This is a genomic window from Nocardioides sp. CPCC 206347 (assembly GCF_048654605.1).
Classification (GTDB): Bacteria; Actinomycetota; Actinomycetes; order Propionibacteriales; family Nocardioidaceae; genus Nocardioides.
Window position 1 is genome coordinate 29,429 of record NZ_JBMCYZ010000008.1, and the last position, 16,645, is coordinate 46,073.

Annotated in this window: 19 protein-coding genes; 11 read left to right on the forward strand and 8 right to left on the reverse strand. The window is 70.4% G+C overall.

Annotated features, from left to right (window positions below; all coding sequences use genetic code 11):
- The first annotated feature begins 23 nt into the window (after nucleotides 1–23).
- Nucleotides 24–551 (forward strand): 2-C-methyl-D-erythritol 2,4-cyclodiphosphate synthase, encoded by a 528-nt coding sequence (gene ispF / locus ACOACQ_RS22065; protein WP_378603864.1) that lies wholly within the window; start codon nucleotides 24–26, stop codon nucleotides 549–551.
- 33 nt (nucleotides 552–584) lie between these two features.
- On the opposite strand, the gene nirD is transcribed toward ispF, so the two are convergent.
- Nucleotides 585–956 (reverse strand): nitrite reductase small subunit NirD, encoded by a 372-nt coding sequence (gene nirD, locus ACOACQ_RS22070; protein WP_378603861.1) that lies wholly within the window; start codon nucleotides 954–956, stop codon nucleotides 585–587.
- A gap of 126 nt (nucleotides 957–1,082) precedes the next feature.
- Here nirD and ACOACQ_RS22075 point away from each other — a divergent pair, with 126 nt between their 5' ends.
- The gene (locus ACOACQ_RS22075) at nucleotides 1,083–1,757 is read left to right on the forward strand and encodes an IspD/TarI family cytidylyltransferase (RefSeq protein WP_378603858.1); all 675 of its coding nucleotides are present in this window, start codon (nucleotides 1,083–1,085) and stop codon (nucleotides 1,755–1,757) included.
- A gap of 17 nt (nucleotides 1,758–1,774) precedes the next feature.
- On the opposite strand, the gene ACOACQ_RS22080 is transcribed toward ACOACQ_RS22075, so the two are convergent.
- A complete protein-coding gene (locus ACOACQ_RS22080) occupies nucleotides 1,775–2,371 on the reverse strand; it encodes a 2-C-methyl-D-erythritol 4-phosphate cytidylyltransferase (RefSeq protein ID WP_378603855.1) in 597 nt (198 codons plus the stop codon).
- A gap of 45 nt (nucleotides 2,372–2,416) precedes the next feature.
- Nucleotides 2,417–2,902: a CarD family transcriptional regulator gene (locus ACOACQ_RS22085; RefSeq protein WP_182377685.1), complete on the reverse strand. Its 486-nt coding sequence runs from the start codon at nucleotides 2,900–2,902 to the stop codon at nucleotides 2,417–2,419.
- Nucleotides 2,903–3,163: 261 nt separating this feature from the next.
- Between ACOACQ_RS22085 and ACOACQ_RS22090 the strand changes: the two genes are divergently transcribed.
- From ACOACQ_RS22090 to ACOACQ_RS22105, 4 genes are all read left to right on the forward strand, one after another.
- Complete coding sequence (locus ACOACQ_RS22090; protein WP_420289292.1) at nucleotides 3,164–4,279, forward strand: UbiA family prenyltransferase; 1,116 nt, start codon at nucleotides 3,164–3,166, stop codon at nucleotides 4,277–4,279.
- A 115-nt stretch (nucleotides 4,280–4,394) separates the two neighbouring features.
- Nucleotides 4,395–5,072 (forward strand): hypothetical protein, encoded by a 678-nt coding sequence (locus tag ACOACQ_RS22095; protein WP_378603849.1) that lies wholly within the window; start codon nucleotides 4,395–4,397, stop codon nucleotides 5,070–5,072.
- Nucleotides 5,072–5,818 carry a phosphoglyceromutase gene (locus ACOACQ_RS22100; RefSeq protein ID WP_378603846.1) on the forward strand — a complete coding sequence of 249 codons (747 nt, stop codon included), beginning with the start codon at nucleotides 5,072–5,074 and terminating at the stop codon, nucleotides 5,816–5,818. The genes ACOACQ_RS22095 and ACOACQ_RS22100 overlap by 1 nt, the downstream gene beginning before the upstream one ends.
- Nucleotides 5,819–5,897: 79 nt before the next feature.
- Complete coding sequence (locus tag ACOACQ_RS22105; RefSeq protein ID WP_378603844.1) at nucleotides 5,898–7,211, forward strand: Ig-like domain repeat protein; 1,314 nt, start codon at nucleotides 5,898–5,900, stop codon at nucleotides 7,209–7,211.
- A gap of 37 nt (nucleotides 7,212–7,248) precedes the next feature.
- Here the strand turns inward: ACOACQ_RS22105 and ACOACQ_RS22110 are convergent, their stop codons facing one another.
- Nucleotides 7,249–7,815 carry a TetR/AcrR family transcriptional regulator gene (locus ACOACQ_RS22110; protein ID WP_378603842.1) on the reverse strand — a complete coding sequence of 189 codons (567 nt, stop codon included), beginning with the start codon at nucleotides 7,813–7,815 and terminating at the stop codon, nucleotides 7,249–7,251.
- Between the two features lie 107 nt (nucleotides 7,816–7,922).
- Between ACOACQ_RS22110 and ACOACQ_RS22115 the strand changes: the two genes are divergently transcribed.
- Nucleotides 7,923–9,368 (forward strand): MFS transporter, encoded by a 1,446-nt coding sequence (locus ACOACQ_RS22115; RefSeq protein WP_420289293.1) that lies wholly within the window; start codon nucleotides 7,923–7,925, stop codon nucleotides 9,366–9,368.
- A 63-nt stretch (nucleotides 9,369–9,431) separates the two neighbouring features.
- Here ACOACQ_RS22115 and phoU read toward each other — a convergent pair whose 3' ends face one another.
- Entirely contained in the window at nucleotides 9,432–10,085 is a 654-nt protein-coding gene (phoU, locus tag ACOACQ_RS22120; protein WP_420289294.1) for a phosphate signaling complex protein PhoU, read from the reverse strand.
- 122 nt (nucleotides 10,086–10,207) lie between these two features.
- Between phoU and ACOACQ_RS22125 the strand changes: the two genes are divergently transcribed.
- On the forward strand, nucleotides 10,208–11,419 hold the full coding sequence (locus ACOACQ_RS22125) for a sensor histidine kinase (protein ID WP_420289295.1): 1,212 nt from the start codon (nucleotides 10,208–10,210) through the stop codon (nucleotides 11,417–11,419).
- The gene (locus ACOACQ_RS22130; protein ID WP_378603829.1) at nucleotides 11,416–12,093 is read left to right on the forward strand and encodes a response regulator; all 678 of its coding nucleotides are present in this window, start codon (nucleotides 11,416–11,418) and stop codon (nucleotides 12,091–12,093) included. Before ACOACQ_RS22125 ends, ACOACQ_RS22130 begins: the two co-directional genes overlap by 4 nt.
- Here ACOACQ_RS22130 and ACOACQ_RS22135 read toward each other — a convergent pair.
- Nucleotides 12,075–13,052, reverse strand: a complete 978-nt coding sequence (locus tag ACOACQ_RS22135; RefSeq protein WP_378603826.1) for a DMT family transporter — start codon at nucleotides 13,050–13,052, stop codon at nucleotides 12,075–12,077. The two genes, ACOACQ_RS22130 and ACOACQ_RS22135, sit on opposite strands and share 19 nt — an antisense overlap.
- A 132-nt stretch (nucleotides 13,053–13,184) precedes the next feature.
- Here ACOACQ_RS22135 and ACOACQ_RS22140 point away from each other — a divergent pair, with 132 nt between their 5' ends.
- Nucleotides 13,185–13,604, forward strand: a complete 420-nt coding sequence (locus tag ACOACQ_RS22140; RefSeq protein WP_378603823.1) for a YciI family protein — start codon at nucleotides 13,185–13,187, stop codon at nucleotides 13,602–13,604.
- Nucleotides 13,601–14,764, forward strand: a complete 1,164-nt coding sequence (locus tag ACOACQ_RS22145; RefSeq protein WP_420289296.1) for an RNA polymerase sigma factor — start codon at nucleotides 13,601–13,603, stop codon at nucleotides 14,762–14,764. The genes ACOACQ_RS22140 and ACOACQ_RS22145 overlap by 4 nt, the downstream gene beginning before the upstream one ends.
- Here ACOACQ_RS22145 and ACOACQ_RS22150 read toward each other — a convergent pair.
- On the reverse strand, nucleotides 14,753–15,262 hold the full coding sequence (locus ACOACQ_RS22150; RefSeq protein ID WP_378603817.1) for a YbjN domain-containing protein: 510 nt from the start codon (nucleotides 15,260–15,262) through the stop codon (nucleotides 14,753–14,755). The two genes, ACOACQ_RS22145 and ACOACQ_RS22150, sit on opposite strands and share 12 nt — an antisense overlap.
- Complete coding sequence (mshA, locus tag ACOACQ_RS22155; protein WP_378603814.1) at nucleotides 15,259–16,551, reverse strand: D-inositol-3-phosphate glycosyltransferase; 1,293 nt, start codon at nucleotides 16,549–16,551, stop codon at nucleotides 15,259–15,261. The genes ACOACQ_RS22150 and mshA overlap by 4 nt, the downstream gene beginning before the upstream one ends.
- Between the last annotated feature and the right edge of the window lie 94 nt (nucleotides 16,552–16,645).

A 16,645-nucleotide genomic window follows, 5' to 3' on the forward strand; every position in this document is an offset into this window, starting at 1 on the left:
TGTCCCTCAGGCATGATCAGGGCGTGAACCCAACCGCCAACGGGAGTGTCGCCGCTGCGCTCGCCGGCCTGCGCACCGGCATCGGCACCGACGTCCACCGCCTCGTCCCGCGCACGGCCGACGACGCCCCGATGGCACTGGGCGGACTGCTCTGGCCCGACGAGGACCAGCGCCTCGAGGGGCACTCGGACGCCGATGTCGCCGCCCACGCCGTCTGCGACGCACTGCTCTCGGCCTCGGGCCTCGGCGACCTCGGGAGCAACTTCGGTACGGCGGAGCCGGAGTGGTCCGGCGCGAGCGGAGCCGCCCTGCTCGGCGAGACCCGGCGCCGGGTCGAGGCGGCCGGATTCGCCGTCATCAACGTCGCCGTCCAGGTGATCGGCAACCGGCCGAAGATCGGGCCACGCCGGGCGGAGGCCGAAGCCGCGCTGTCCGGGGTGCTGGGTGCGCCGGTCTCGCTGTCCGCCACCACGACCGACGGGCTGGGCCTGACCGGTCGCGGCGAAGGAGTCGCGGCGATCGCGACCGCCCTGATCACGACGACGGACTGACCCGGACGCCTGCCGCCGGTCCGCCATTCGGCGTCAGGCGGAGGCTGCCGCAGCCTTGCGGTGCCCGACCAGCACGACGCCCTCGACCACCTTGACGTCGTACGCCGGAACGGCGGCGTGGACGTCGTCGAGGCACCGACCGCTGCGCAGGTCGAAGGCGTGCCGATGCGCCGGTGACGCAACGAACGGGGTCTCCCCGCGGCGGCCGACGATGCCCTTCGAGATGCCGCCGATCGCATGCCGCGCGAACGGGTCGTGGTTACCCAGCGCGTAGACCGCGTCGTCCCCCGTCCGGAAGATGGCGATCGCCTGCCCATGCACGAGCGCGGTCACACCGCGATCGACCTCGAGCTCGGCCATCCGGCAGACCGGCTGCCATTCCTCCACGGCCCCGCGACCTGTCATGCCTGTGAACGTAGGTCGGAGTTGTTCTCGCCAGCGTTTCGCTGTGTAACGGGGAGGAAAACGCTTTCTCCCAGTTGCTCGGCTCCCGGCCGCTGCCCGGCATCCCGATCGGGCTACTCTCGGCCGGTGCCAACAGCTGCAGTGGTCGTGCTCGGCGCCGGGAGCGGCACCCGCGTCGGCGCGGACGTGAACAAGGTGTTGTTGACCCTGCGGGACCGACCGCTGCTGGCCTGGTCCGTCCAGACCGCCCTGTCCGTCCCCGGCGTCGACCCCGTTGTCGTGGTCTGCCGACCGGGCGAGCGCACCACGATCGCCGAGGCACTGGCACCTCACCTCGGGGACCGGGAAGTGCTCCTCATCGACGGCGGCGCCACTCGCCAGGCCTCCGAGCAGGCGGCCCTGGACCTGCTCGCTCCCCGCGTCGCCGCCGGCGAGATCGACGTCATCGCCATCCACGACGGCGCCCGGCCACTCGCCCGCGCCGACCTGTTCGCGCAGGTCATCACCATTGCCCGGGAGTACGGCGGCGCCGTACCCACGCTCGAACTGGCAGGCCTGTTCCCCCGCTCGGACCGGGCCCTCGTCGGTGTCCAGACACCGCAGGCGTTCCGGGCCGCACCACTGATCGCGGCCTACGCCGCGGCGACAGCGGCCGGCTTCGACGGGACCGACACCGCAGCCGCGTTCGACCGGTTCGCACCCGGCGCAGGCACCATCCGGGCGGTCCCCGCCGGGGCGAGGAACCTCAAGGTCACCTTCGCCGAGGACCTGCCGGTGGCCGAGGCACTGCTCGAGCAGTAACCGGCCAGGCAGGGCCGTCAGGGCCGGTCGGTCAGGGCGGCCAGGACCGCGATGTCCTCGTCCGAGGACACCCGTCGGGCCTCGGGAGGCGCCTCGACGAACGCGACCCGCTCGTCGCCGTACCGCTCGCGCAGGAGCGCGACCAGCTCGACGAAGTCGGTCGAGGGCAGGTCTCCGCCCTCGCCGAACAGGTCCTCCACGACAGAGGCGGGCAGCACCACCGGCGAGCAGATCGCGACCAGCTGGTCGCGATCGACCGTCTCGCCCAGGGCGCCGTCGTCCACGACCTTGACGGTGTCGGTGACCGGACGGACCCCGACGATGATCCGGTCCTCGACCCCGGCCTTGTCGGCGCAGCGGGCGAGGAAGGCCGGCGGGGTCATCGGGCACAGCGGGTCGTGCAGCAGCACGGCCTCGCCACGCTCGGCGACGAACTCCCACGGCACGCTCTGGTCGATCAGGTCGACCCGCGCCTCGCCGGCGGCCCAGGCGGCGGCAGCGACGAGCGATTCACCATGGATCAGGTGGTACGGCAGGGCGCCCCGGCCCTCGTCGACCACCATCCCCGAGACAGGGGCGTAAATGTCGACGACGTCATACGGATGCGGGTTCATCAGAACCCCACCGTATGACGTCGTCGATTCAGATCGGGGCGGACCCTACGAGGCGAGGACCTCGTCGAGGATCGTCTCGGCCTTGTCCTCGTTGGTGTGCTCAGCGAGCGCGAGCTCGGAGACGAGGATCTGACGAGCCTTGGCGAGCATCCGCTTCTCGCCGGCCGACAGGCCACGGTCACGCTCACGGCGCCACAGGTCGCGGACGACCTCGGCCACCTTCATGACATCGCCACTGTGCAACTTCTCGAGGTTCGCCTTGTAGCGACGCGACCAGTTGGTCGGCTCCTCGACGTGCTCGGCCCGAAGAACGCCGAACACACGGTCCAGGCCTTCCTTGTCCACCACGTCGCGGACCCCGACAAGATCGAGGTTGCAGGCAGGAACCCGGACAACCAGGTCCTGCTGGGCGACGATCCGGAGAACGAGGTACTCCCGAGGTTCCCCCTTGATCGTCCGCATCTCGATGTTTTCGATGACCGCAGCCCCGTGATTGGGGTAGACGACCGTTTCGCCGACGGTGAAAGTCATATGTGAAAAGCCCCTTCCTAGGGTGACCTATGCTACCACGCCCCGGGCCAGTCCCAGAAAGCGTTTGCGCAGGTCAGGGCCGCAATAGCTGGCTTGACAACGGGGGTGAGGTGTGTTCGGCCAGCACGGTTGCCCCGTGAGACAGATCACCTGACCGGGGTACGACGACCCCCCACCGGCCATCGGACCGACATCGATGTGGGACGGACGTTTCGGCGGGCCCGCGCACACGGGGCCGGACCGTGGTCAATACTGCTCGGCATGGCAAAGACGCAGCGTTGGCGACGCGGCCGCCCTGCCGGGGAGGACACCAGCTCTGTGGAGGAGCAGGTCGACCCCGCGGAGGCGTCCGCGCCCGAGGGGACGGCCGCCGAGGTTCCCCTCGAGGCGGACCTCGACGCGGACCCGGATGCGGGCCTCGAACCCGACCTCGAAGCAGACCTCGACCCTGACCTCGAGGCCGAGTCGGAGGCAGAGTCGGAGGCAGAGCCGGACCTGGACGACGCCGCACTCGAGGCCGACCTCGATCCCGACGCGGAGACCGGGCTCGACGAGGTTGATGACGCCGAAGCCGACGCCGAGGACGAGGACGACGACTTCTACGGCGGCGTCGTCGAGCCGACCTACGAGCCGGCCACCGGCCTGGTCGGCGTGCTGTTCGGCGGCCGCAATCCCGCCGAGGTCGTCCCGTTGCAGCTCCTGCAGGCGGCGCACGCCAAGCAGGCCATCGGCACCGCCGTCGCGATGGGCCTCGTGGCCGCGATCGCCGGCCGCCCGGCCCGCGAGGCGGGCGTCGTACTCCTCGCCGTCCTGGTCGGCCAGACCATCCTCGGCTGGCACAACGACATCGTCGACCGCCAGCGCGACAAGTCCCACGGCCTCAAGGGCAAGCCGCTCGCGATGGGACGTCTCCAGCCCGAGACGGTCTGGTACGCGATCGTGGTGGCGACCTTGCTGCTCGTGCCGTTGTCCATCACCACCGGCATCCGCGCCGGTTGCCTGTACCTCGCAGCGGTCGCCGTCGGGATGCTCGGCAACATCGTGCTCCGCACCGGTTTCTTCTCGTGGTGGTCGTGGGCGGCGTCGTTCGCGCTGCTGCCCGCGTACCTGTCCTACGGCGGCTGGGGCGGCCAGGCCGTCGGCAGTGCCCCCGAGACGTCGATCGTGGTCCTGTCGGCCCTGCTCGGCATCGGCATCCATTTCCTGCGCGCCGTGTGGGGCCTGGTCGCCGACCACGAGGACGGCTGGACCTATCTGCCGCTCAAGCTGGGCCTCAAGCTCGGGGCGACGCGATTGCTGGCCCTCGCCACCCTCTACACAGCGGTGATCACCATCCTGCTCGTCGTGATGGGCGCCAAGGTCGGCCTCAGCCGCTGACCATCAGTCCGAGCCGGACGCCTCGCCGATGCCGGAGACCGCTAGAGTGTGGCCGCTCCCGCGGCGTACGCCACCGGGAGCACCGACCCGGAACCAGGGGCCGTTGCAACGGCCGATGAAGAGAGAGCTGCGGAGGCCTGCCGAGATGCACCACCTGCGCCCGACTGCGATCGCCGGACTGCTGCTGGCCCTCGTGCCCGCCGCCATGACCCTGTCGTCCTGCGGCTTCGACTACCCCACCGACCGCGTCAACACGATCGCTGCCGGTGAGAACAACCGGGAGGCCACGGTCGACGCCCTCGGCATCCGGCTGCTCGCCTCCGCCACCGGCAAGGGCCGCCTGATCGGGTCGCTCGCGAACAACCTCGACAAGGACGCCGCGCTGGACTCGGTGACGTCGCCCGAGGGCAAGGCCACCGCGAAGTTCGAGGCCGTCGAGATCCCCGGCCGCAAGGCGGTCAACCTCGCCGAGGACGCCGTCATCCCCGTGACCGGCGACTTCACCGCCGGCGACGTCGTCACCCTCGAGCTGGGCTTCAGCACCGGCGAGACGGTCAGCCTGAACGTCCCGGTCGTCAAGAACTGCTTCCAGTACACCCAGATCCCGACCGAGGCAGCCGAGGGCGAGGCCGAGGAGTCGGACCACGCCGAGGACGGCGAGGCCGCCGACGCTGCTGCCGAGGAAGAGCACGCCGAGGAGTCGGAGCACGCCGGGGACGAGCACGCGGAGGAGGGCGGCGACGCCCGCTTCAACTGTGCCGACGAAGCCCCCGCTCCGGAGGGCGCTCACTGATGGCGTTCACGCTCATCCTGCTCCGCCACGGCGAGAGCGAATGGAACGCGAAGAACCTCTTCACCGGCTGGGTCGACGTTGCCCTGACCGACAAGGGCCGCGCCGAGGCCGTCCGTGGCGGCGAGCTGCTGAAGGAAGCCGGCCTGCTGCCGGACGTCCTCCACACCTCGCTGCAGCGCCGGGCGATCAACACCGCTGCGCTCGCCCTCGACGCCGCCGACCGGCACTGGATCCCCGTCCGCCGCTCCTGGCGCCTCAACGAGCGCCACTACGGCGACCTGCAGGGCAAGGACAAGGCGCAGGTCCGCGAGCAGTACGGCGAGGACCAGTTCATGCTCTGGCGCCGCTCGTTCGACATCCCGCCGCCGCCGCTGGACGACAGCAGCGAGTTCTCACAGTCCGCCGACCCCCGGTACGCCGACCTCGGCGACGAGCTGCCGCGCACCGAGTGCCTCAAGGACGTCATCACCCGCCTGCTCCCCTACTGGGATGCCGGGATCGTGCCGGACCTCCGGGCCGGCAACACCGTCCTGGTCGCTGCCCACGGCAACAGCCTGCGCGCGATCGTGAAGCACCTGGACCAGATCAGCGACACCGACATCGCCGGGCTCAACATCCCCACGGGCATGCCGCTGGTCTACGAGCTCGACGAGACCACCCTCGCGCCGACCGTTCCTGGCGGGCGCTACCTCGACCCCGAAGCGGCTGCAGCTGCTGCGGCGGCCGTGGCCAACCAGGGCCGCTGACCAGAGACACCACAGTCCGATTTCGACGGACCCTTGCCGTTCGGGTCCACACACGCCGTCAGACTGATTCAATCTGACGGTGCTCCGACGCCTGCTCTCCGCCATCGTCCTGTCCCTGCCCCTCGTGGCGGCCGGACTGGTGCCGCTCGCACCGGCGCGCGCCGAAGGCACGCCTGCGGAGACTGGCATCTACCTGGATGGCAGGTCGACGCTCATCCACTACGGCGAGTCCGACTCGTTGAACGTCAGGGTCATCAGCGAAACCGGAGTGCCGCCCGACGGCACGGTGTCCGTCGAGATCGACGGCCAACGCATCGGCGGAGGCACGCTGAGTCCCACGCCGGACGACATCCCCGCCAGCGAGGCCGTCGTCCCCTTGCCACTGCTGGAGCCGGGCGACTACGAGTTCGTCCTCTCCTACGCCGGCAACGAACGGTTCGCCCCGTCGACCTACACCTACGACATCTGGGTGGACAAGACCCCTTCGGCACTGGCCCTGGCCACGACACCCGAGTGGATCTGGGCAGGCGAGCGCGTCACGCTCACCGCCACGGTCGACACCCCGTTTGCAACGGCGGCGGATGCGGCCACGCCCAGCGGAACGGTGACCTTCCGCTACAACCACACGAACCTCGCGGTCCGCCCCGTCGGGCCTGACGGCACGGCAACCCTGACCACGACCGACCTCCCGGCCGGGCTGGTTGACTTGGTGATGATCTACTCGGGCGACAGCCGCTACGACGGGGACTACCTGGCCCGCGACCTCGAGGTCCACCAGGTCGCGACCACCACGGAGCTGTCGGTCACCCCGGCCCCGGCGACGTACGGCGACAACGTACGGATCGAGGCCGTCGTGCGCGCCGACGTGACTGCCCTGGGAGCGCCGACGTCGGGTTCGGTCACGTTCCGGATCGATGGCCACAGCGTGGAGGTGCCGGTGACACCGGTCGGCAATCCGGGCGACGGCGTCTCCTCCGCCGTGCTGGAGAGGGCAGACCTGGCCGTCGGGACCCACACGGTCGGCGCCCGCTTCACCGGGACCGCCGCCTTCGTACCCAGCACCGCCGCCAACCCTGGCCCTCTCGTCGTCACGCGTCGTACGACGACGCTCACCGCGGCGCCGGTCTTCCTCGGCCTGAACCCGTGGCTGCTGCCCAAGGCAGTCCTGCGCGCAACACTGACCGGCAACGGCCGGCCGGTGGCGGGCTACCCCGTCACCTTCACCACCGGCAAGACCCTGCTCTGCACCGCCACGACGGACGCCCAGGGCGTCGCGACGTGCGATGCCAATGCCCAGCGGCTCGGGCTGACCCTCAACGGCGGCTACGTCGCCGCTTACTCCGGAGACGCGAACAACACAGCCTCGTCGGCACGTGGCAACCTCATCGGCTGAGGTCGCACACCGGGCTTCACCGGCTGGCCGGCGAACCTCACCTGTCGGCCAACACCCCGTCGGCCACGACAGCCAGCATCGCGTTCGCTGCCACCGGGTCGAGATCGCTGTTGTCGACGACCGCGGCGACGCCACCCACGAGTCGGCACAGCTGCATGGCGTCGACGTCGCGGCGCATCGAGCCCTCGGCGGCCAGCGCATCGATGACCCGCTGGTTCGCGTCGAGGTAGGTCCGGCACTTCGCCGCGAAGGGTGAGCCCTCGTCACCCAGCGCGCTGGTGATCCGCCACGCAGCGCCCTTGTGACGGGTGAGGAACTCGACGTACGCATCGAACCACGCGAGCAGCCGGTCGCGCGGACTGCCCTCGCCGGCCAGTGACTTCGCCGCCGCGGCATTCACCGTCTCGACCCAGGCCTGGATGGCGGCGTCGTACAGGGCCTCCTTGGTCGGGAAGTGTCGGTAGAGCGTCCCGACTCCGACCCCGGCGGTCTTGGCGACCTCATCCATCGACACGGCGTCGTAGCCCTTCTCGCGGAAGAGCTGACGGGCGATGTCCGCGATGTGCTCACGGTTGCGGACGGCATCGGCGCGCAACGAGTTCACCTTTTTCCTTGCTAAACGGAGACACCCTCCGTATCGTGGAAGAGCAACCGGAGTCACCCTCCGCTAAAGAGTACCCCGGTCACCCCGACCAGAACAGGACATCACCCTTGTCTTCCACCACGCTCTCCCCAGCGGCGCCGCGGTCCACCGACCGCACGACGTCCGCCGGCATCTCCATCGTTCTGCTCGCCCAGCTGATGCTGGTCCTCGACTCCGCCGTCATGAACGTCGGACTCCCCCACATCGCCACCGACCTCAACTTCGGCCCCGCGTCCCTGTCGTGGGTCCTCAACGGCTACGCGCTGGCCTTCGGTGGGCTGCTGCTCCTCGGCGGGCGGCTCGGCGACGTCTTCGGCCGACTCACGGTCTTCTGGGCCGGTCTCGCCGTCTTCACCCTCTTCTCGTTGCTCGGCGGCCTCGCCACCGAACCGTGGATGCTCGTGACGGCCCGCGCCCTCCAGGGCGTCGGCGCCGCCGTCGCCGCACCGTCCGTCCTCGCCCTGATCACCACCACCGCCCGCGACGAGACCGCCCGCAACCGCGGGCTGGCCCTGTTCACCGCCGTCTCCTCGGGTGGCGCCGCGCTCGGCATGCTGCTGGGCGGCGTCCTCACTGACCTGCTGTCGTGGCGCTGGACCCTCTTCATCAACGTGCCGATCGGGATCGCGGTCCTGCTCACCGTGCGTCGGTACGTCGCCGACACTCCCCGTCGCCCGGGCCGCTTCGACGTCGTGGGTGCCGTGAGCGCCACCGGCGCTGCGGTCGCCCTCGTGTGGACCCTGATCAAGGCGCCCGAGCAAGGCTGGGGATCCGCTGCGACCATCGCCGGGCTCGCCCTCGCCGCCCTCCTCGCGATCGTCCTGGTCCTCACCGAGACCCGTCACAGCCACCCGCTCCTGCGCCTGGACCTGCTGCGCAGCCGCTCCCGCGTGGCCACCCTCGTCACCATGGCCGGCCTGTACGGCGGCATGCTGGCCACGTTCTTCCTGATGGTGCAGTACTTCGAGGAGGACCTCGGTTACGGACCGCTCCAGACCGGCTTCGCGTTCCTGCCGATCCCGCTGAGCGTGTTCACCATGTCGCGGATCACCCCACGACTGGTCGCCCGCTTCCGGCAGCCGCCGATCATCGTCGCGGGCGCCACCGGCACGCTCACCAGCTTCATCTTCCTCCTCCAGATCGACTCCACGACGAACTACTGGACCGGCATCTTCCCGGCCCTGCTCCTGATGGGCCTGAGCATGGGCGGCAGCTTCATGCCGATCACCTCGCTCGCGCTGCTCGGCGTCGAGCCCGAGCACGCCGGTGCGGCCTCCGGCCTGCTGCAGACCATGCAGCAGCTGGGCGGCGCGGTGGGCCTGGCCGTGGTCGCGTCGGTCTACGCCTCACACAACGTTCCCGGGGACTTCCTGGCCGGGGCCCACGCCGGGTTCGCCGCGGCCGCGATCATCGCCGCGATCGGCCTCGCGAGTGCGGCCACGCTGCTCGCCCGACCCCGGGCGGCCGCCGTACCGGCTCCAGAGGCCATCCGGGCCGAGGTCGAGGTGTCCTGACCCCGGAGATGCAGATCGGCCCGCCCCGTTGGCACGGGGCGGGCCGGTTCGTCTGTGCGGGCCTCAGGCAGCCGGGACCGGATTGTGCCCGGTCACCACGAAGATGACGCGGTTCGCGATCGAGACCGCGTGGTCGGCGATGCGCTCGTAGTAGCGGCCGAGCAGGGCGATGTCGACGGCCGCCTCGACGCCGTGCGACCAGTCGTCGGAGAGCAGTTCGGAGAAGCTGGTACGACGAAGCTGGTCCATCTCCTCGTCGTCGCGACCCAGGGCGATCGCCGCCTCGACGTCACGACCGGCGATGACGTCACAGACGCGCGAGACCATGTCCTCGGCCACCTCGGCCATCCGCGTCATCGTCGGGCGGGCCTCCTCGGGCACGGCGACGTCCGGCACCCGCAGGCGTGCGACCTTGGCGACGTGCACGGACAGGTCACCCATCCGCTCGAGCTCGGCGACCATCCGCAGCGCCGCGACGACGGTGCGCAGGTCGCGGGCAACCGGCTGCTGCAGGGAGAGCAGGCTGAAGGCGTTCTCCTCGACCTGCTCGCGGGCGCGGTCGATCGCGGCGTCGTCGCTGATGACCTTCTCCGCGATCGTGGAGTCACCGGTCATCAGGGCCGTGGTGGCCTGGCCGACGGCGACCTGGACCCGGCGGGCAATGCCCGCGAGGTCCTCGAAGATCGCATCGAGCTGGTCAATGTAGGCGTCACGCATGTGGCAGAGACTAGGGAACAGAGGTGACCAACCGGCGCATGCCGGTGAACGGGGGGTGAACATCGCGAAGGTCGGGCTCGCCGATTCCCGGCGCAAACCGCGCCGAGCCGTACGATCGAAACGTGGAACCGACGACGCAGGCCTTCCTGGCCGCGATCCTCGGCGCCCTCGTGTCCGGCGGCGCGATGTTCGCCTGGTACCTCAGTGATCGTCAGCAACGACAGTACGTCGCTCCCGAGGAACCACAGGTGCCGGACGGGGTCGCCGCCGTGCTCTCCGTGCTGCGCAGCAGCGCGGTCGTCGTCGACGAGTCCGACGTCGTCCTCAAGGCCTCCGCGCCGGCGTACGCCATGGGCTTCGTCCGCGGCACCAGCCTGCTGTCGGAGGAGCTCGGCAACCTGATCCGCAAGGTCCGCCGCGACGGCCAGATCCGCGAGACGGAGCTGATCGTGCCGCGGGCGGCCGGTGTCCCCCGCCACGTCACGGCCCGGGTCGCGCCGCTCGGCTCGCGGCTGGTCCTGGCCCTGGTCGAGGACCGGACGCGCGAGCGACAGGTCGACGCCGTACGGCGCGACTTCGTCGCCAACGTCAGCCACGAGCTGAAGACGCCGATCGGCGCGATCCGGCTCCTCGCGGAAGCGGTACAGGACGCCTCGGACGATCCCGAAGCGGTCTACCGCTTCGCGTCGCGCATGCTCACCGAGAGCGACCGGTTGTCGCGGCTGATCCTGCAGATCATCGAGCTCTCGCGGCTCCAGGGCGACGAGCCGATCGACTCCCCCACGCCCGTCTCGATCGACGAGATCGTCGCCGCTGCGGTCGACGGCAGCAGCATGAACGCCACCGCGAAGGACATCTCGATCATCGCCGAGGGCGACGAAGGCCTGAAGGTCCTCGGCAGCGAGAAGCAGGTGAGCGCTGCCGTGGCCAACCTGGTCGCGAACGCCGTCGCGTACTCCGAACCGAACTCGCGCGTCGTCGTCACCCGCAAGCGGGTCGGCGCCGCGATCGAGATCTCGGTGATCGACCAGGGCATCGGCATCCCCGAGGCCGAGGTCGACCGGATCTTCGAGCGGTTCTACCGGGTGGACCCCGCCCGCCACCGCTCCACCGGCGGGACCGGCCTCGGCCTGTCCATCGTCAAGCACGTCGCCGCCACCCACGGCGGGGAGGTGCGGGTCTGGTCCGTCGAGGGCCAGGGCTCCACCTTCACGCTCTCCCTTCCCCAACACCCCGACCACCACGAGGCGAGGCCGCTCATCCGGCTCGCCCCCCTTGCGTCCGGACCGGATTCCCCGGACGTACGCACCGAAGATCAGGAGAAGTCCCCATGACCCGAGTGCTTGTCGTCGAAGACGAGGAGAGCTACAGCGATGCCCTCGCCTACCTGCTCCGCAAGGAAGGCTTCGAGGTCGCGATCGCCGCAGACGGCAACGAGGCGCTGAAGGAGTTCGACCGCAACGGCGCCGACATCGTGCTGCTGGACCTGATGCTCCCGGGCATCCCCGGCACCGAGGTCTGCCGCACCATCCGGCAGACGTCGAACGTCCCGGTGATCATGGTCAGCGCGAAGGACGACGAGGTCGACAAGGTCGTCGGGCTCGAGCTCGGCGCCGACGACTACGTCACCAAGCCGTACTCCCCGCGCGAGCTGGTCGCCCGGATCCGCGCCGTGCTGCGCCGCGGCAACGAGGCCGAGCTGCTCCCCGACACCCTCGAGGCCGGACCGGTCCGGATGGACGTCGAACGCCACGTCGTCACCGTCGACGGCGTCGAGCAGCGGCTGCCGCTCAAGGAGTTCGAGCTCCTCGAGATGTTCCTGCGCAACCCCGGCCGGGTGCTGACCCGTGGTCAGCTCATCGACCGCGTCTGGGGCTCGGACTACGTCGGCGACACCAAGACGCTCGACGTCCACGTGAAGCGGCTCCGCGCCAAGCTCGAGCCGGAGCCGAGCGAGCCGAAGTACCTCGTCACCGTGCGCGGGCTGGGCTACAAGCTCGAGGTCTGACCTGGGTCTCGAGACGGTCGCTGAGCGACCTCCTCGACCTCCTCGACCTCCGCAGGCGGATCGCACTCGAGGGCGACGTCCGCCGCAGGCTCGACGGTCGCGACCGCCGCGCTGCGCCCGCCCGCGGCCACCAGGCACCCCACCAGGATCAGCGGGAAGCCGACGATCATGCCGTTGGTGATCTTCTCGTCGAGCACGATCACGCCGAGCACGATCGCCACGGCGGGGTTGACGTAGGTGATGATCGTCGACCGCGTGGGTCCGGCCTCCTTGATCAGGTCGAGGAAGACCACGAAGGCCAGCGCGGTGCACACCAGGGACAGCACGCCGATGCTGACCCAGGCCTCGGTGGGCAGGCCGGTGGGCGGGTTCGCCACCCCGAAGGGCGCGTAGACGACGGCCGTGAGCGTCAGCGCGCAGGCCATCACGCCGAGCCCGGAGACGTCGGAGAACCACCGCGCCAGGATCAGGGGTCCGGCGGCGTAGCAGATCGCGACGCCCAGCATCTCCGCCACGGCCAGCATGTCGAGGTGACCGAGGTCGAGCCCGACCAGGCACGCCACGCCGGCGAAGCCCAGGACCAGCCCTCCCAGCTGCTTGAGCGTGAACCGCTCGGCGTGGGCCGTGATCAGGAACGCCAGCGCCCCGAACAACGGCACCGCGGCGACCAGCAGTCCGGCGAGCGACGAGGAGATCCGTTGCTCCGCGTGCCCCAGGAGCACCCACGGAATCATGATCTCGATGACCGCGAACAGGACCAGCGGCTGCCAGCGGGCGAGCACCGCGGCAACCTCGCGGCGCATCAGCGCGATCGGCAGCAGGACCACGGCCGCGAGCGCCGTACGCAGGAAGACGAGCTCGGCCGGCGACACGTGCTCGACGGCGATCCTGATGAAGAGGTAGGGCAGGCCCCAGATCAGGCACATCGCCAGGAACAGGGTCCAGCCGCGGTTCGTCACTCCCTCACCCTAGGGACTGGCACCGACAACTCCCCATCGATTTCTTGCCAGTCCATGTCGAGAACCCGCCAAGGGCTCCGTCCCTGGGGTGAAGGTGGCAAGAATGGCCACCTCGGACCCAAGGAGACCACGATGGCCAAGTACCTCTTGCTCAAGCACTACAACCGCACCAGTGGCCCGGACTGGCTGCCCGGCACCAACGTGCCGATGGACCAGTGGGAGCCGGACGAGATCACCGCCCACGTCGAGTTCATGCGGACGTGGGCCGACGAGATGGCCGAGCGTGGCGAGTTCGTCGACGGGCAGGCGCTGGAGCCCGCGGGCACCTTCGTCCGGTACGACGGCGAGGGCAAGCCGCCCGTCACCGACGGCCCGTTCCCGGAGACCAAGGAGCTGATCGCCGGCTGGATGATCATCGACGTCGACTCGCAGGAGCGGGCCTACGAAGCGGCTGCCAGCCTGTCGGCCGCGCCCGGGAAGGGCGGCCGGCCGATCCACGAATGGATCGAGGTGCGCCCGTTCTACGGCGAACCGCCCGTGGTCACCGAGTGAACGAGGACCTGCTGCGGGAGCTGACCCCGCAGGTCCTGGGCGTCCTCGTCCGTCGCGGCATCGAGTTCGCGGCGGCCGAGGATGCCGTCCAGGAAGCCCTTCTCGAAGCCGTACGGCGATGGCCGGACGCCATGCCCGACGACCCGCGTGCGTGGCTGATCACCGTGGCCGGCCGGAAGATGATCGATGAGCACCGCTCCGTGTCGGCCCGCAACCGGCGCGAGCTCCAGCACCACCTCGAACCCGAACCCGGGCCGACCGAGCAGGCCGACGACACCCTGCTCCTGCTGAGCCGTTGCTGCCACCCGAACCTCACGCCGGCGTCCGCGGTGGCGCTGACCCTGCGGGCGGTCGGCGGCCTGACCACGGCGCAGGTCGCGCGGGCGTTCCTGGTGCCGGAGGCGACGATGGCGCAGCGGATCTCCCGCGCCAAGCGGACGATCGACGGGCAGCCGTTCGCGCGCCCCGGCGAGGTCACCGCCGTGCTCCGTGTGCTCTACCTGATCTTCAACGAGGGCTTCACGGGCGAGGTCGACCTCGCCGAGGAGGCGATCCGGCTGACCCGGCAGCTGGCTGCCACGACCGACCCTTCGACAGGCTCAGGGCAAGGGGCAAAAGCGGAAATGGACGGCCTCCTGGCGCTGATGTTGCTGCACCACGCGCGCCGGGCCGCCCGCCGTACCGCCACCGGCACGCTCGTGGCGCTCGCCGACCAGGACCGGTCCCTGTGGGACACGGTCATGATCGGCGAAGCGGTCGCGATCCTGCAGGGCGCGCTGGCCCGCGACGCGCTGGGCGAGTACCAGGTCCAGGCCGCGATCGCCGCCCTCCACGACGACGCCGCCCGCGCCGAGGAGACCGACTGGGTCCAGATCCTCGAGTGGTACGACGAGCTGGTCCGCCTGTCCCCCAGCCCGATGGTGCTGCTCAACCGGGCGGTCGCCGTCGGGGCGGCCGACGGTCCGATGGCGGGCCTGAAGGCGCTCGAACCGCTCGATCCCGACCTGCCGCGTCACGATGCGGTCGCCGCGTGGCTGCAGGAGCAGGCCGGCAACGTCACTGAGGCGGCGCGGCTCTACGTGATCGCGGCAGGCAAGGCGCCGAACCTGCCCGAGAGGAACCACCTGCTGAAGCAGGCGGCCCGGCTGTCACGAGCCTGAGTCGGTCTCCGCGGCGTCCGTCTCCAGCCAGCCGCGGAACGCTTCCAGGTTGGCTGTCGACTCGCCCCGGTCGAGACGCCACTGCCACTCCTTGCGGATGGAGGACTCGAAGCCGAGCTCGAGGATCGTGTTGAACGACTCGTCGGCGTAGGTCAGCACCGAGCCGAGCAGCTTGTCGAGGTCGGCCGGCGTGGCGGACGACAGCGGCAGCCGCGCGTCCAGGTAGATGTCGCCGTGGTGATCGAGGGCGAACCCGACGCCGTACATCTTCAGGTTGCGCTCGAGGAGCCAGCGGTAGACGCGTTCGAACTCCTCGTCGGGACGTCGGCACACGAACGCGTGCACCCCGAGTGCGTGCGAACCGACGTCGAGACGGACCGGCGTCTGGAGCTTCTTCTCACCGGGCAAAGAGAAGGTGAAGGTGCCCGGGGTCGACTCCTCGAACTCGATGTCGTTGTCCGCAAGATACGTGCGTACGACGTCCGCGGGTTCACTCACACGGACGAGCCTACTTCCTGCCGCATGAGCGAATGGGCCCGCTCGTAGACGGCCAGCGTCTGGGCGGCCGTCGCGTCCCACGAGAACCTCTCGGACTGCACCAGGGCGCCCGCGGCGAGCCGCTCACGGAGGTCGGCGTCGGCAACGACCCGCTCGAGGGCGAGCGCCCAGTCGTGCGACTCGTGGCTGTCGACCAGCAGGCCGCTGTGGCCGTCGCGGACGACGGTCGTGAGCCCACCGACGGCGGCGGCGACGACCGGCGCCCCGGCAGCCTGCGCCTCGGCGGCGACCAGTCCGAAGGACTCGTTGTAGGACGGGACCGCGACGAGGGTGGAGGCGGAGTACCAGCCTGCGAGCTCGTGCTGCGGGACCGGCGGCACGAAGCGGACCACGTCGTCGATGCGGAGCTCGGCCGCCAGGTTGGCCAGTGCCGTGGGCCGCTCGAGCCCGCTGCCGGACGGGCCACCGACGATGGGCACGACCAGCCGCGAACGGAGGTCGGGGCGCCGGAACAGCAGCTCGGCGACGGCGCGCAGGAGCACGTCGGGGGCCTTGAGCGGCTGGATGCGACCGGCGAAGAGCAGCACGAGTGCGTCATCGGACAGGTCGCGGGCCCGCCGCGCGGCCGACCGCTCCGCGGGCGACAACGGCCGGAAGACGTCGGTGTCGACGCCCGGGTGCACGACCTCGACACGGGCCGGCTCGGCGTCGTACAGGTTGATCAGCTGCTTGGCCTCGAGGTCCGTGTTCGCGATCAGCACGTCAGCCGACTCGACCACCTGCTCCTCGCCGATCTCGCGCTCCAGCGGCTCGGGGGTGTCGCCCTCAGCCAGCGCTTCGTTCTTGACCTTGGCCATCGTGTGCATGGAGTGCACGAGCGGCACGCCCCACCGGTCGCGCGCGAGGGCGCCGACCTGGCCGGAGAGCCAGTAGTGGGAGTGCACGACGTCGAAGTGGCCGGCGGGATGGGCGGCCTCGGCCCGCAGCACGTCGCGGGCGAAGACGCAGAGCTGGCCGGGCAGCTGCTCCTTGGTCAGGCCCTCGAAGGGCCCGGCGTGCACGTGGTGCACGGTGACGCCGGGCGACATCGCGACGACGGGCGCCAGGCTGGAGCTGGTCGCGCGGGTGAAGATGTCGACCTCGATGCCGCGCTGGGCGAGGCGACGGGCGACCTCGACGACGTAGACGTTCATGCCGCCCGCGTCACCGGTCCCGGGCTGGTCCAGGGGCGAGGTGTGCAGGCTGATCATCGCGACGCGTCCGATGTCGGACGGTCCGGACTCCCCCATGCCACCTCCTCGTGCCACTCGTGTCGCCGAATCCCGGGCGATTGGTCAACCCTCCCAGTGTGCCCGGCATTCCCGTCCGGCAAGAATGACGTTC

Bases quoted from the DNA above. Each gene is read 5' to 3' on its own strand.
- nirD (WP_378603861.1), bottom strand. From the start codon at position 956: ATGACAGGTCGCGGGGCCGTGGAGGAATGGCAGCCGGTCTGCCGGATG.
- ACOACQ_RS22080 (WP_378603855.1), bottom strand. From the start codon at position 2,371: ATGAACCCGCATCCGTATGACGTCGTCGACATTTACGCCCCTGTCTCG.
- ACOACQ_RS22085 (WP_182377685.1), bottom strand. From the start codon at position 2,902: ATGACTTTCACCGTCGGCGAAACGGTCGTCTACCCCAATCACGGGGCT.
- ACOACQ_RS22090 (WP_420289292.1), top strand. From the start codon at position 3,164: ATGGCAAAGACGCAGCGTTGGCGACGCGGCCGCCCTGCCGGGGAGGAC.
- ACOACQ_RS22095 (WP_378603849.1), top strand. From the start codon at position 4,395: ATGAAGAGAGAGCTGCGGAGGCCTGCCGAGATGCACCACCTGCGCCCG.
- ACOACQ_RS22100 (WP_378603846.1), top strand. From the start codon at position 5,072: ATGGCGTTCACGCTCATCCTGCTCCGCCACGGCGAGAGCGAATGGAAC.
- phoU (WP_420289294.1), bottom strand. From the start codon at position 10,085: ATGCGTGACGCCTACATTGACCAGCTCGATGCGATCTTCGAGGACCTC.
- ACOACQ_RS22130 (WP_378603829.1), top strand. From the start codon at position 11,416: ATGACCCGAGTGCTTGTCGTCGAAGACGAGGAGAGCTACAGCGATGCC.
- ACOACQ_RS22140 (WP_378603823.1), top strand. From the start codon at position 13,185: ATGGCCAAGTACCTCTTGCTCAAGCACTACAACCGCACCAGTGGCCCG.
- mshA (WP_378603814.1), bottom strand. From the start codon at position 16,551: ATGGGGGAGTCCGGACCGTCCGACATCGGACGCGTCGCGATGATCAGC.